Source organism: Mesorhizobium sp. M6A.T.Cr.TU.017.01.1.1, from assembly GCF_004023115.1.
GTDB classification, from domain to species: domain Bacteria; phylum Pseudomonadota; class Alphaproteobacteria; order Rhizobiales; family Rhizobiaceae; genus Mesorhizobium; species Mesorhizobium mediterraneum.
Genome location: NZ_RZTA01000142.1, coordinates 1 through 14,027 on the forward strand (window position 1 = coordinate 1; position 14,027 = coordinate 14,027).

15 protein-coding genes are annotated in these 14,027 nt (G+C 62.0%); 4 read left to right on the top strand and 11 right to left on the bottom strand.

Features of this window, described 5'->3' with window-relative positions; genetic code table 11:
* Together iolC and EOB36_RS29745 are read right to left on the bottom strand one after the other, a co-directional pair.
* A partial coding sequence (iolC, locus tag EOB36_RS29740; RefSeq protein ID WP_128286283.1) for a 5-dehydro-2-deoxygluconokinase occupies positions 1–1,196 on the bottom strand: 1,196 nt, incomplete at its 3' end.
* A gap of 141 nt (positions 1,197–1,337) precedes the next feature.
* Positions 1,338–2,183: a MurR/RpiR family transcriptional regulator gene (locus tag EOB36_RS29745; protein ID WP_164547059.1), complete on the bottom strand. Its 846-nt coding sequence runs from the start codon at positions 2,181–2,183 to the stop codon at positions 1,338–1,340.
* Positions 2,184–2,335: 152 nt separating this feature from the next.
* Here EOB36_RS29745 and EOB36_RS29750 point away from each other — a divergent pair, with 152 nt between their 5' ends.
* Positions 2,336–3,445, top strand: coding sequence for a Gfo/Idh/MocA family oxidoreductase (locus EOB36_RS29750; RefSeq protein WP_128286284.1), 1,110 nt, complete (start codon positions 2,336–2,338; stop codon positions 3,443–3,445).
* Positions 3,446–3,658: 213 nt separating this feature from the next.
* On the opposite strand, the gene EOB36_RS29755 is transcribed toward EOB36_RS29750, so the two are convergent.
* From EOB36_RS29755 to EOB36_RS29795, 9 genes are all read right to left on the bottom strand, one after another.
* On the bottom strand, positions 3,659–4,750 hold the full coding sequence (locus tag EOB36_RS29755) for a 3-deoxy-7-phosphoheptulonate synthase (RefSeq protein ID WP_128286285.1): 1,092 nt from the start codon (positions 4,748–4,750) through the stop codon (positions 3,659–3,661).
* A gap of 210 nt (positions 4,751–4,960) precedes the next feature.
* Entirely contained in the window at positions 4,961–5,206 is a 246-nt protein-coding gene (locus EOB36_RS29760; protein WP_128286286.1) for a hypothetical protein, read from the bottom strand.
* Between the two features lie 78 nt (positions 5,207–5,284).
* Positions 5,285–5,581, bottom strand: a complete 297-nt coding sequence (locus EOB36_RS29765; protein WP_128286287.1) for a hypothetical protein — start codon at positions 5,579–5,581, stop codon at positions 5,285–5,287.
* Positions 5,582–5,611: 30 nt separating this feature from the next.
* Entirely contained in the window at positions 5,612–6,406 is a 795-nt protein-coding gene (locus tag EOB36_RS29770) for an SDR family oxidoreductase (RefSeq protein ID WP_095484499.1), read from the bottom strand.
* Between the two features lie 23 nt (positions 6,407–6,429).
* The gene (gene iolG, locus EOB36_RS29775) at positions 6,430–7,431 is read right to left on the bottom strand and encodes an inositol 2-dehydrogenase (protein WP_095484498.1); all 1,002 of its coding nucleotides are present in this window, start codon (positions 7,429–7,431) and stop codon (positions 6,430–6,432) included.
* 128 nt (positions 7,432–7,559) lie between these two features.
* Positions 7,560–8,327: an ATP-binding cassette domain-containing protein gene (locus EOB36_RS29780; protein WP_095484497.1), complete on the bottom strand. Its 768-nt coding sequence runs from the start codon at positions 8,325–8,327 to the stop codon at positions 7,560–7,562.
* A gap of 2 nt (positions 8,328–8,329) precedes the next feature.
* On the bottom strand, positions 8,330–9,406 hold the full coding sequence (locus EOB36_RS29785; RefSeq protein WP_095484496.1) for an ABC transporter permease: 1,077 nt from the start codon (positions 9,404–9,406) through the stop codon (positions 8,330–8,332).
* Positions 9,407–9,582: 176 nt separating this feature from the next.
* Positions 9,583–10,524, bottom strand: a complete 942-nt coding sequence (locus EOB36_RS29790; protein WP_095484495.1) for a sugar ABC transporter substrate-binding protein — start codon at positions 10,522–10,524, stop codon at positions 9,583–9,585.
* 382 nt (positions 10,525–10,906) lie between these two features.
* Positions 10,907–11,938 carry a LacI family DNA-binding transcriptional regulator gene (locus tag EOB36_RS29795; protein ID WP_127205826.1) on the bottom strand — a complete coding sequence of 344 codons (1,032 nt, stop codon included), beginning with the start codon at positions 11,936–11,938 and terminating at the stop codon, positions 10,907–10,909.
* A 176-nt stretch (positions 11,939–12,114) separates the two neighbouring features.
* Here EOB36_RS29795 and EOB36_RS29800 point away from each other — a divergent pair, with 176 nt between their 5' ends.
* From EOB36_RS29800 to EOB36_RS29810, 3 genes are all read left to right on the top strand, one after another.
* Positions 12,115–13,224 (top strand): fatty acid desaturase family protein, encoded by a 1,110-nt coding sequence (locus EOB36_RS29800; protein ID WP_245461524.1) that lies wholly within the window; start codon positions 12,115–12,117, stop codon positions 13,222–13,224.
* 63 nt (positions 13,225–13,287) lie between these two features.
* Complete coding sequence (locus EOB36_RS29805) at positions 13,288–13,602, top strand: MocE family 2Fe-2S type ferredoxin (RefSeq protein ID WP_095485063.1); 315 nt, start codon at positions 13,288–13,290, stop codon at positions 13,600–13,602.
* Between the two features lie 5 nt (positions 13,603–13,607).
* A partial coding sequence (locus EOB36_RS29810) for an FAD-dependent oxidoreductase (protein WP_206637223.1) occupies positions 13,608–14,027 on the top strand: 420 nt, incomplete at its 3' end.

The following is a 14,027-nucleotide window of genomic DNA, read 5'->3' on the forward strand; positions in this document are numbered from 1 at the left end:
GTCAACACCTTGAAATCATGGATGCGCGACGGGTCGGCGCCGGCTTTCGCGGCGACATCGTCAAGCTGGATACGGTGGTCGCAGGCCAGCGCCATCAGCGAGGGAATGTCGCGCCGGCGCGTCGTCGCCCAATGGATATGGTTGATCGCCTCGTCCTTGCGCAAAGCCAGGTGCTGGCTGCCGTTCTTCAGGAAGAACTGCAATTCCTCGAAGGTCGGGTATTCCGGCGCGCAGAGCAGCCGCGACACGGCGAAGGCGCCGCAGGCATTGGCCCAGGTCGCCGCCGTCTCAAGGCTTTCCTCGCCCAGCCAGCCGCGCAGGAAGCCCGACATGAAGGCATCGCCGGCACCGAGCACATTGTAGACCTCGATCGGAAAGCCCTTGCCGACAATGCCGTCTTCGAGATCGTCGCTGATCGGCCCGTCATAGACGATGCAGCCCATGGCGCCGCGTTTCAAGACGATGGTGGCCTTGGACAGCGAGCGGATCGTCTTCAACGCATTCAGGCAATCGTCGGCGCCGGAGGCAATCATGATCTCTTCTTCGGTGCCGACGATGAGGTCGCAGTCGGGCAGCACCGTCTTCAACTGGGCGGAGACCCGGTCGGATTTCACATAGCGCTCGAACCCTTCGGCATGGCCGGCCAGCCCCCAGAGGTTGGGGCGATAGTCGATGTCGAACACCACCTTGCCGCCCTTGGCCTTGATAGCGCGGATCGCCTTGCGCTGCGCGGCATCGCTGTTGGGCCGCGAAAAATGCGTACCGGTGACGACGATCGCGCGCGCCGAGGCAATGAACGCTTCGTCGATATCGGCTTCCGAAAGTGCCATGTCGGCGCAGTCGGAGCGGTAGAAGATCATCGGCGAGACGCCTTCCTCCTCGACCGACAACAGCACCAGCGCGGTCAGCCGGTCGGGGTCCGTCCTGAGGCCGTCGACGGATACGCCCTCGCGCGTCAGCTGCTCGCGGATGAAGCGGCCCATCTGCTCGTCGCCGACGCGGGTGAGCAGCGCCGAGCGCAGGCCAAGCCTCGCCGTGCCGACTGAAATATTGGCCGGACAGCCGCCGACCGACTTGGCAAAGGAGGTGATGTCCTCCAGGCGGGAGCCGATCTGCTGGCCGTAGAGGTCGACGGAGGCGCGACCGATGGTGATAACGTCGAGCGGCGCATGTTTCGCGTCCACGGCTTCGCCCATTCGAACCTCCCATCAGCCTTGTTGTCTTGGGTAACACGCGCGAACGGTAGCGTGGCGCCGGCAATATGAAATAATAATTCCAATCCATAGTCAATATGGAACACGTATTCCTTTGCTGAAAAGTGCTGACGCGATGGCCGCCTAGGCCTTGCGCTTGCGGCCGGTATCGCGCCGCTTCTCGCCAACCGCGACGGTCAGCGCCATGGCCAGCGCCATGGTCGCCGACAGCGAGCGGAAGCCGGCGAAATCGGCTTCGGCGACCTCGAACCAGACCTTGGCGAACTGGGCGAGCGGCGAGAACGAGCTGTCGGTGATCGCCACGATCGGCACGCCTTGCTCGGAGATGACGCGCGCCTCCTCGATGGCCGCCGGGGCATAGGGTGAGAAACTGATGGCGATGACGGCATCCCTGGGCGAGGCAAAGCCGATCATCTCGGCGTTGAGTCCGGCGGCCGATTCGATCAGCTGGTTGCGGATCTTGAGCTTGCCCAGCGCATAGGCGATGTAGGAGGCGACCGGATAGGAGCGGCGCTTGGCCAGCACATAGATGGTCTCCGCCTTCGCCAGCAAGGCGATAGCATCTTCGAAATGCTCTTCGTTCAACCTGCCTGAAATATCGTTGAGCGAGGTGCTGGCCGCGGCGACGAAGCCGTCGAAGATCGCTCGGTGACCGGCGCCTTCCTCGGCCTTGGCGCGCAATGCCGCCAGCCTTTCGTCATAGGACGAATTGCGCTCACGCAGGCGCTCGCGAAATACCAGCTGCAGGCTGGTGAAGCCGTCGAAGCCGAGCTGCTGGGCAAAGCGGATCAGGGTCGAAGGCTGAACGCCGGCGGAGGCGGCTATGCTGGCGGCGGTGCCGAAGGCAATATCGTCGGGATTGTCGAGCGCATAGGCGGCGATCTGCGCGATACGCTTGGGCAGGCTATGGCGCCGTTCCAGGATCGTCGTACGCAGCGTCTCGAAATCGCGGGGCACCCGTTCGTCCATCGTCGCTCCGCCTAGGCCCATCAGTCGATGCTGTGTGCCCCATCATAGCGAGCCTGTGCAAGAAGGCCATAAAAAATGAGGCATGCGTTCCATTTCTGGATAAAATGGACTAATTCATCCACGCAAATCTTCCTGATAGCGGAGACAAGGGAATGGTCGGAGTCGGTCTAATCGGCACAGGCTTCATGGGCAAGTGCCACGCCATCGCCTGGAACGCGGTCGGCACTGTCTTTCCCGACGTGGCCAAACCAAGGCTGGTCCATCTCGGCGAGGTCGACGAGGACCTTGCCAAGCGCCGTGCCACCGAATTCGGCTTCGCCAAGGGTTCCGGTGACTGGCGCGCCGTCGTTAACGACCCCGAGGTCGATATCGTCTCGTTGACGACGCCAAACCAGTTCCATCCGGAAATGGCCATCGCCATCCTCGAAGCCGGCAAGCATCTATGGTGCGAAAAACCGATGGCGCCGGGCTTCGCAGAAGCCGAAGCCATGGCGGCAGCAGCGAAAAAATCCGGCAAGGTGGCAGCCCTCGGCTACAACTACATCCAGAACCCCGCGATCCGCCATATCGGTGCGCTGCTCGACGAAAAGATCATCGGCGAGGTCAACCATCTGCGCATCGAGATGGACGAGGATTTCATGGCCGATCCAGAGGCGCTGTTCTTCTGGAAGCACGAGGCGGCGTCCGGCTACGGCGCGCTCGACGATTTCGCGGTGCATCCGCTGTCGCTGGTCGCCGTGCTGTTCGGCCGCGTCGCCCGCGTCATGTGCGACATGGCAAAACCCTATGCCGATCGCCGCGTCGCTTCAGGCGGGCGCCGCACGGTCGAGACCTATGACATCGCCAGCGTGCTGATGCACCTCGAAAACGGCGTTGCCGGCACCTTGCTGGCCAACCGTTCGGCCTGGGGCCGCAAGGGCCGGATCGCTATCCAGATCTTCGGCTCGAAGGGCTCGATCCTGTACGATCAGGAGCGGATGAACGAGTTCCAGCTCTATCTCACCGCCGACCGGCCGACCGAGCAGGGTTACCGAACCATCCTGGTGGCGCCGCACCACAGACCTTACGACGCCTTCCTGCCGGCACCCGGCCACGGTCTCGGCTTCAACGATCTCAAGATCATCGAATGCCGAGAACTGCTGACCAGGCTCGCCGGCAAGCCGGCGCGCATCATCGATTTCGACGAAGGCCTGGAGATCGAGCGCACCGTGCATGCCATGGCGCGCTCGTTCGAGGAACAGCGCTGGTTGGATGTTAGGTAGCGCGGGCGTTGGCTCCCCTTCTCCCCTTCTTGTGGGAGAAGGTGGCCGAGCGAAGCTCGGTCGGATGAGGGGTGTTGGCCAGATCGCGACTTTGACGTCTTAAGAACCTAAAATCACTCGATATCTCAACGCCTCATTTCCTCCAGCACCCCTCATCCGTCTCGGTGCTGCGCACCGATCCACCTTCTCCCACAAGGGGAGAAGGGGAAAGCGTCAAGCGGCTCCCGGGCGGCTGGCGACCAGGGCGCGTCGCGCCGACCGGCGTTGCTCGACCGCGTCGGCAAGGCCGTGCAGCACCGTTTCGGTGGTTGCCCAGTCGATGCAGCCATCGGTGATGCTCTGGCCGTAGACGAGCGGCTTGCCGGGCATGACGTCCTGCCGGCCGGCAACGAGGTTGCTCTCGATCATGACGCCGATAATGCGCTCGTCGCCTGCCGCGACTTGGCCCGCCACGTCGGCCGCTACCTTCGGCTGATTCTCTGGCTTCTTGTTGCTGTTGGCGTGGCTGACATCGATCATCAGCCGGGGCGCGACGCCGATCCGGGCGAGTTCCGCACCGGCGGCGGCGACGCTTGCCGCGTCATAATTGGGCTGAATGCCGCCGCGCAGGATGACGTGGCAGTCCTCGTTGCCGGTGGTCGTCGCGATGGCGCTGCGCCCGCCCTTCGTCACCGCCAAGAAATGATGCGGCTGGGCGGCGGATTTCACCGCCTCGGCGGCGATCCGCAAATTGCCGTCGGTGCCGTTCTTGAAGCCGACCGGGCAGGACAGGCCGGATGCGAGTTCCCGATGGATCTGGCTCTCCGTCGTGCGCGCGCCGATCGCGCCCCAGGCGACGAGGTCGGCAATGTATTGCGGGGTGGCCATGTCGAGGAATTCGGTCGCCGCCGGCAGGCCAAGATTGTTGACGGCGGAGAGAACGTTGCGCGCCAGCCTCAGTCCTTTGTCGATGTTGAAGCTGCCGTCGAGGTCAGGATCGTTGATCAGGCCTTTCCAGCCGACCGTCGTGCGCGGCTTCTCGAAATAGACGCGCATCACGATCTCCAGCCGATCGGACAGGCTATCGCGCAGCGATGCCAGGCGGCTGGCATAGTCTACGGCGGCGGCCGGGTCGTGGATCGAGCAGGGGCCGACGACGACGATCAGCCGATCGTCAGTGCCGGTCAGCACGGCGTGGATAGCGTTGCGCGACGCGGTCACGGTGCGCGTCGCCGTCAGCGTGCGCGGTATCTCCCGCATCACCTGGTCCGGCGTACTCAGTTCTCGGATTTCCTTGACCCGAAGATCATCTGTGGTGGTCAACACGGCTCTCTGCTCCTGATTGGGAGACCTGCCGGCTGAAACAAAAAAAGCCGCCAGGTCTGGCGGCTGTTCGGATTTTGATGCTGCAATCTTCAGATCGAGCGCAATCCTCCCGCCGCCAGCGAGCTCCTAAAGTACCAATATGTGGCGGTCAGGTTGATCATGCGGCTCATATAATCGAAGCCGGGGCGCTTGTCACGCGTCGGTATTGTGTCAGTTTGAAATAAGATCGGCCCCAACACGCACTTTGACCGAATGTGTTTTGACGCCGAAGACTCGTTGACCGGCACTATGTTTCTTTGCTTCGTCAGGCGTCAGCCAAATACGAGCAGGGTCTTCGCATCCAACCCGTCCGCAAACTGCCGCCGTTGTAGGATAGCCAATTGGTAAAGCGTGGACCTGATAAGGTTCCTTCGTGTCACGCGTGATCGGATGTGATGTGCAACGAGCAATCGCCATAGAATCCTCCCAAGTTGACTTGTTGTGATGTCCTACAACCGACTTCGCCAATTGACCACGTCGCACGGGCGCTTGGGTTCATTCCGCTAAACTCAATTCGAAGACACTGCCCAGCTTCATATTGAGTCGTCTGACGTGATCCTGAGTAAGCCGTCGATCAGTCAACTCAGCGGTCCAATGAGCTGGAATCGCTCTTTTGACAGCAGCGACCGCTTCATCCCGCGGAACGGCTGCGGCCCACAATTGAACTGCTGGCTGACCGCCCACGAGATGGTCGGTCATGAACACGCGGACGACCACGATGCCGGATGCGATTTGGTCTGTCATTCTTCCAATATGGCATTCAAGCCCGGCCATTTGAAAGAGGAATTTCAAACTGACCTACTACCCACGCTTCTGATGACACTACTCCGGCGACGATCCCGCAATATTCTGGTCATAGTCGACCAGCGACCCGGTCATGACGCCCGACTGCGGGCTGACCATATAGCTGATCAGCCGGGCAAGCTGGTCCGGCTTCACCAATTGGCCCATCGGCTGCGCCGCCTCGGCCTTTTCCAGCCAGTTATCAGGCGCATCGTGCCATTTCTTCTGCACGATCGCCTCGCCCTCGGTGTCCATCCAGCCGGGCAGCACGGCGTTGCAACGGATGCGGTTGCTGCGGTACGCGTTGGCGACATTCTTGGTCAGCGTCGCCAGTGCGCCCTTGCTCGACGAATAGGGCGCCAGGAACGATTGCCCGCAATGCGCCGACATCGACAGCACATTGACGATCGAGCCTGGCGCCTTGCGGGCGAGCAGCTGCGCCACCACGCCCTGCATCAGGAAGAAGGGGCCGCGCACATTGGTCTGGAAAATCTGGTCGAAAAGCTCTTCACTCGTCTCGACCAGTGAACCGCGCGCCGAGGTGGCGGCGGCATTGACCAGCGCGTTGACGCTGCCGAAATGGCCGATCGCCGTTTCGACCGCGCGCTTGCAGTCGGCCACTTTGGAAACATCGGCGCTGATGAAGATGGCGTCGACGCCCGACTTCTTGAGGATGGCGACGGCCTTGTCGCCCTTCTCCTGCGAGCGGCCGACCAGCGCCAGCGCCCGGCAGCCCTCATCAGCCAGCGCCTCAGCGACGGCGAAGCCAATGCCTTGCGCACCGCCGGTGACGATGGCGCGTGTTTCTGAATTGCGACCGGCGGAACCGTTCATCGCCTTGCTCCTGTGCTTGATAGTCAGACTGTCTTGTCGAGGCGAACGGTCTTGCCTTCCTTCGCCGATTTCAGCGCCGCGTCCGCCAGCCTCAGCGCGACGAGCCCGTCCTTGCCGCTCGGCGCCGCCTTCTTGCCTGATGTCGCCGCCGCGATGAAGGCAGCGATCTCGTTGGCATAGGCGTCGAGGTAGCGGGTCATGAAGAAGTCGTGCAGCGGCGGGCGCGTATAGCCCTTTTCATTGGCCAGTTCGATCGACACCGGCCGCTGGTTCTCGGCCGCAATCATGCCTTTCGAGCCATGCACCTCGATGCGCTGGTCGTAGCCATAGGTGGCGCGGCGCGAATTGGAGATGATGCACTGCTTGCCGGAAGAGGTTTCGAGGATGACGCTGACGCTGTCGAAGTCGCCGGCCTCGCCGATTTGTCTGTCGACCAGCACCGAGGCATGGGCGCTGACGGCCACCGGCTCCTCGCCGAGCAGGAAGCGCGCCATGTCGAAATCATGGATGGTCATGTCGCGGAAGATGCCGCCCGAGCGGCCGATATAATCGAGTGGCGGCGGGCCGGGATCGCGCGACGTGATAGTCACCATCTCGACCGTGCCGATGGCGCCGTCGTCGATCGCCTTGCGCACGGCGGCGAAATGCGGATCGAAGCGGCGATTGAAGCCAACCATCAAAGTGGCTCCGGCCTTGTCGACCACTTCAAGGCATTCTTCCACTCTGCCGGCGTCGAGGTCGATCGGCTTCTCGCAGAAGATCGCCTTGCCGGCCTTGGCGAACCGCTCGATCAAGTCGGCATGGGTGTCGGTCGGCGTGCAGATGATGACTGCGTCGATATCTCCGGCTTTTTCGATGGCCTCGATGGTTCGTACTTCGGCGCCATAGGCCGACGCCAGATCCGTCGCCGCCTTCTCGAAGGCATCGGCAACTGCCACCAGCCTGGCCTGCGGATTGGAACCAACGGCACGGGCGTGGACCTTGCCGATGCGGCCGGCACCGAGAAGAGCGAAGCGGAGAGACATGGGAATTTCCTTTGAGGATTGTTCGAAAATGGAAGTGCGTCTTTCCTGCACCGTTCAGCGCGAGGCGCAGTAGATTTTCTTATCGCGGCAGATCGGCGACGGGTCGATGACCCGCGCCGGCATTGGCCCTAGGCCGCAAGTTCCGCCTCCCCGGTCTTGGCGCCGGTGATATATGAGACGATATCGTTGCCGTCGGTGTCCTGCTTGCGCAAATTGGCGACGATGCGGCCGCGCCGGAAGACAACGATGCGGTCGCAAAGGTCGAACACCTGGCGCATGTTGTGGCTGATCAGGATCAACGGCTCGCCATTGGCTTTCAGCGTGCGGATGATGTTTTCGACCTGCATCGTCTCCTGCACGCCAAGTGCTGCCGTCGGCTCATCCATGATGATGAGCTTGGACGCAAAGGTCGCGGTTCTGGCGATCGCCACGCACTGGCGCTGGCCGCCCGACATGTGGCGGATGGTGTTGTTGAGATTGGGAATCTTGACCGCCGTGCGGATCAACGCCGCCTCGGTCGCCTTGCGCATGAACTTGCGATCGAGGATCGAGAAAGGCCCGAGATTGAAAAGCACCTTCTCGCGGCCGAGAAACAGGTTCGACGGCACGTCGAGATCGTCGGCAAGCGCCAGGTTCTGGAACACCGTTTCGATGCCCGCCTCGCGCGCCGCGATCGGGCCGGCGAAGTTCACTTCCTTGCCATCGAACCAGACCTTGCCGCTGGTGCGCTGCTCGACGGCGGTGATCTGGCGCACGAAGGTCGACTTGCCGGCGCCGTTGTCACCCATGATGGCGACATGCTCGCCCTTGCGCAGCTCGAAGTTCGCGCTTTCGAGCGCATGCACGCCGCCATAGTATTTGGTCAGGTTTTCGGTCTTCAGGACGATGTCTGACATGATCAAGCCCTCATTGCCCGCAGGCGCTGGCGCCACTGGTCGAGAACGACTGCGCCGATGATGATCACGCCCTTGACCATCTCCTGGTAGTAGGCGTCGAGGCGCAGGAAGGTGAAGCCGGAGATGATGACGCCGAAGATCAGCGCACCGATCACCGTTCCGATGATCGAGCCGCGGCCGCCCGACAGCGAGACGCCGCCGATGACCGCCATGGCGATGGCGTCCAACTCGTACATCACACCCATGCCGGCCTGAGCGGTGAGGTTCTTGGAGCTCAGCACCACGGCGGCGAGCGAGGCGAGGATGCCGGCAATGACGAAGACGAGGATCTTGTGGTTCTGGACATTTATGCCGGACATCCGGGCGGCGTCCTCGTTGGAGCCGATGGCATAACAGTGCTTGCCGTACCTGGTGTATGACAGGATCAGCTGGAACAGAATCGCCAGCGATATGAAGATGATGACCGGCATCAACCCCTTGCCGATGGCGGCGAAACTCTCGGTGGGAAACGAGATCGGCTGCCCCTTGGACCACCATTTGGCGATGCCGCGCGCGGTGACCATCATGCCGAGCGTGGCGATGAACGGCGGAATGCGCGTGTAGGCGATCAACGAGCCGTTGACCAAGCCCGCCAGCAGGCCGCAGCCGATCGCGACCAGCACCGGCACGATCACCGGCAGGTCGGTCCAGCCTTGCGCGAGGAACACCGCCTTGGGGTTAGGGTTGCCGTTGACCGTCGCTACCTGGGCGAAACTCATGGCGATCATCGCCGTGGCGCCGACGATCGAACCAGAGGAAAGGTCGATGCCGCCGGAAATGATCACCTGCGTCACGCCGATGGCGATGATGCCGACGATCGACACCTGCAGGATGATGATCTGCAGGCGCGCCTCGTTGAAGATCGTATCGACATTGGCGCGGGTGTTGAACAGAAAGCTGTCGCCAAGAAAGACACGGCCTATCAGCTCGAAGGCGCCGACGAGGATGATGAGCGCCAGGAAAACGTTGAATTCGGCAGGCCATGTGCGCTTCTTCGCATCATAGCTGAGTCCGCCGACGCCATGGGTTGTCTGTGCCAAATCTTGCTTCCTCCGTCAGCAGTCGCCCTCCCGCCGCCTGTCTACGGCGATGAGGGAAAGAGGAGCGGCGCCGTCCCTTTGTTTTGAGCTCCCGATGCTCTTGTTTCGAACATCGGATTTCCCAAAACGGTCCGATGCTCTGACGCGCCGCTCCCTATCGAAACGATCCCGCAGCCTCAGTTCTTCTTAAGGAACTTGTCGATGTTCGCCGGCGTGACCAGTTGGAAGGGTATGTAGACCTTCTGTTCGACCGCCTCGCCCTTGGAAAGCTTGAGCGCGGCGTCCAGCGCCCCGGCGCCCTGGCCGGCCGCGTCCTGGAACACGGTCGCGTCGAGGTCGCCCGCCTGCATCGCGGCAAGCGCGTCCTGGGTGGCGTCCACGCCGCCGACGACAACCGACTTCATGTCGACGTTGGCAGCCTTCATGGCCTGGATCGCACCGATGGCGCTTTCGTCATTGTTGGCGATCACGCCATCGAACGGCGTGCCGGTCGACAGCCAGTTGGTCATCAGGTTCTGCGCTTCCTCGCGTTTCCAGTTCGATGTCTGCTTGTCGATGATCTTGATGAAGCTGCATTCCGGAGTGGCGATCACATCGTCAATATCCTTGGTGCGCTGCACCGCCGCCTGGTTCGACAGCTCGCCCATGATCACATAGACATTGGCCTCGGTCTTGCCGGCCTCCTTGAACAGGCGGCAGACTTCCTGGGTTTCGAGAGTGCCGGACTCAACCTCGTTCGAGGCGACGAAGGCCTGGTTGTCCGGCAGCGTGTCGACGTTGACCGGCTCGCGGTTGACATAGACCAGCGGAACCTTGGCCGCAGCGGCGGCGTCCGACATCGCCTGGGTGGCCGAGGTGTCGACCGGATTGACGATGATCGCGTCGACGCCCGAGGCGACGAAATTCTTGATCTGGTCGAGCTGCTTGGCGACGTCGTTCTGCGCGTCCTCGACCTGCAGTTCTACGCCTTCCATGCCCTTGGCCTGCTCGATCATGCCGTTGCGCAGCACGGTGAGAAAATTGTCGTCGAACAGCGCCATAGACACGCCGATCTTGGCAGCGAGGGCGGACGAACTCATCAGCGCCGAAAACACGACGCCCAAAAGCAGTTTCTTCATTTTATTCTCTCCTCCACAGAATTGGTGTCCGGCTGCACCGATCTACCCGGAATCCCCGATCTCCCAGGGAATCTCTCCCGATTGCCATCTCCGTTCCCGATGGCGATTTCCGCGTTGACTGGAACGCCAAGCCCTCTGCTTGAAACAGATGTTCCGGAACGAAAGAACCAAAATACCTATCTAGTGAAATATTTATTCCATTCCGCCGGCGGGCGTCAAGGAGATTCCGAAATCGGATGGCGGATTTTCGGATAACGCCGCTGAGGGCCGGCAAACCTTCTGCAAGAATCCATCAGGCTGATGGTTCACATCATTGCCGATGCATCGTGGTGCCCGATCTGAAGCTGGATGCATTGGCTGAGCCCAGATGTTTTGCCCGAACCTAGATGTTTTCCGGCAGATAGATGTCGAAGGGCAGGAAGGTCTGGCCGGGCGCGTTGGCAGCGCCTGCCTCGATGGCATGCGCCATCAGATCGACAAGCTCGCGGCATAGTGCTGCCAGCGGCGTCGAAATCACCATGGTCAGGATGTTGTCGGCGAGCGCCGCGCGCGACTCGGCGTTGATCTCATTGCAAACGACCACCGGCATATTTACGGGCCTCGCTGCCCTGAGCGCGGAAACCGCGCCTTCCATGCCGCCGCCGGCGACGTAGCAGCCGGCAAGATCTGGGTACCGCGCCAGAAGATCGATCATCGCATCATGGGTCACCTGGTTGGCCTCCAGGTTGACCAGCGTCTCCAGCACCGTGAATTCCGGCGCATGCTCGCGGAAGAATGATCTGAAGCCGATCTCGCGCAGCTCATGACCATGGAAGCGATGACTGCCGACAAAAAGCGCGACCTTGCCGGGCTTCCTCGCCGCCCTGGCGATCATCCAGGCCGCGGTGCGGCCGACCTTGCGGTTGTCGAGGCCGACATAGCCCTCGCGGATGCCGGCGGCAAAGTCGGACAGCAGCGAGAAGACGGGTTGCCCTCTCGCCTTCAGCGCCTCGACGGCTGCCGTCAGCGTCGGATGATCCGGACCGACAAGGGCGACAGCCCTGGATTTCGCCGCCAGCTTGCGCATCTGGGCAGTGATCTCGCCGGGCGCCAGCGAACCGGCGAAGTCGATGGTTGCCACGCCGCGGAAGCGCTGCGATTGCGACACCGCCAGTTCGAGCTCCCGCGCGAAATCGCTGTAGAAAACATCATTGCCCCTCAGCAGCAGAAAGCCGAGCCGATATTCCGGCAGTTCCTGGCGCATCCGCTGCTTGATCAGTCCGGCAGCGTGATAGCCGATATCGGTCGCCGCCTCATAGACACGGCGCGCGGTTTCCTCGCGCACCGGCAGGCGATTGTTCAGCACCCGGTCGACGGTGGCGACGCTGACGCCGGAGGCGCGCGCCAGATCGGTGATGGTCGGCCGTTTTGCCATGGCTGTCTCTCTCCGCTTGCCAAAGCAATTTATATCATTCTGATGGGAAATGATAGAAACTATCTTTGTGATATTGAGCCTATCATGGCTTGGCGCTATTCCTAGCCTACGACGTTTGCGACCGCGGCCCGGTCATTGACCGGGGCGGATCGCAGGGCGCTGGTGGAGGCACTCCCATGGACGCAACGATGGACGCAGCACCGTCCCGGCGCGACTACAGCCTGATCGGCCGCGACGCCAAGCTCGCCGTCGAGACCGGGCTGGCGGCGGCCGAGTGGTATCACACCGACGTGCCGCGCAAGCAGATGAAGGCGCTGATGCAGCGCTCCGACGGCCCGGCGATCCGCGACACCATCATCTGGCTCGGCGCCTTGATCCTGAGCGGCGCAGGCGGCGCCTGGTTCTGGGGCACGTGGTGGTGCGTCCCGTTCTTCTTCGTCTATGGCGTGCTTTACGGCTCTTCCACCGATTCACGCTGGCACGAATGCGGTCATGGCACCGCGTTCAGGACGCAGTGGATGAATGATGTGATCTACCAGCTCGCCTGCTTCATGATCATGCGCAACCCGGTGACCTGGCGCTGGAGCCATACGCGGCATCACACCGATACGATCATCGTCGGTCGCGATCCGGAGATCGCGGTGATGCGCCCGCCGGATCTGTTGCGCGTCGTGCTCAATTTCTTCGGCATTCTCGATGCCTGGCATGCCATGAGCGACATGCTGCGCAATGCGGCCGGCATCGTCAGCCCGGCGGAAAAAACCTTCATTCCCGAGCAGGAGCAGCCAAAGGCGATCCGCATTGCCCGCATCTGGGCGGCAATCTATGCCGCGACCATCGCGCTGGCACTTTATAGCGGCTCGTTCCTGCCCCTGATGCTGGTCGGGCTGCCCAGGCTTTACGGCGCCTGGCATCATGTCATGACGGGCCTGCTGCAGCATGGCGGCCTCGCCGAAAATGTCATCGACCATCGCCTCAACAGCCGCACCGTCTACATGAACCCGATCAGCCGCTTCATCTACTGGAACATGAACTATCATGTGGAGCACCACATGTTCCCGATGGTGCCCTATCACGCGCTGCCAAGGCTGCACGAGATGATCAAGCACGACCTGCCGGCGCCGACGCCGTCGATCCTGGCCGGCTATCGCGAGATGGTGCCTGCCTTCCTGCGCCAGCTGCGCAATGAAGATTATTTCCTCAAGCGCGAACTGCCGCCGACCGCGAAGCCCTATCGCGAGGAACTCCACAACGATAACGATGCCGTCGCGGCAGCAGCGGAATGATATGCGCCCATGCCAGGCAACATGCCGGGCAAGTTGACCAAGCAAAAAACGCCGGGAGGACTGATGAGCGACTGGGTCGAGGCCTGTGATGCCGAAGACATCGACGAAGAGGACGTGATGCGGTTCGACCATGAAGGCCGCACCTTCGCCATCTATCGCAGCCCCGACGACGAATATTTCGCGACGGACGGTCTTTGCACGCATGAGAAGGTGCACCTGGCCGACGGGCTGGTGATGGACGACATCATCGAATGCCCGAAGCACAATGGCCGCTTCAACTACAAGACCGGTGCGGCCAGGGGCGCGCCAGTCTGCGTCAATCTCAGGACATATCCGGTCAAGCTCGACGCCGGTAAAATCCTCATTCAGATCGGGTGACGGTGATGACGAACGGGATGGTCATCATCGGTGCCGGTGAATGCGGCGGGCGGGCTGCCTTGGCGCTGCGCGATCTCGGCTATGACGGGCCGGTGACGCTGGTCGGCGACGAGCCGCATCTGCCCTATGAGCGGCCGCCGCTGTCGAAAGAAGCGATGGCTAGCGATGCGCCCGTGATCAAGGCGATCGCCAGCGATGAAATCCTGGCCGAGAGGTCGATCCGGCATATCCATTCGGTTCAGGCGGTGGCGATCGATCGCGCCGCGCATCTCGTGCGCCTGTCGGACGGCTCGGACCTGCCTTACGACAAGCTTTTGCTGGCAACCGGGTCAACCCCGCGCAAGCTGCCAATGCCCGGCCTCGGCCCGCGCTGCGTCTATCTCCGGACCTTCAACGATGCGTTGGCGATTCGCGCTCATCTCAGC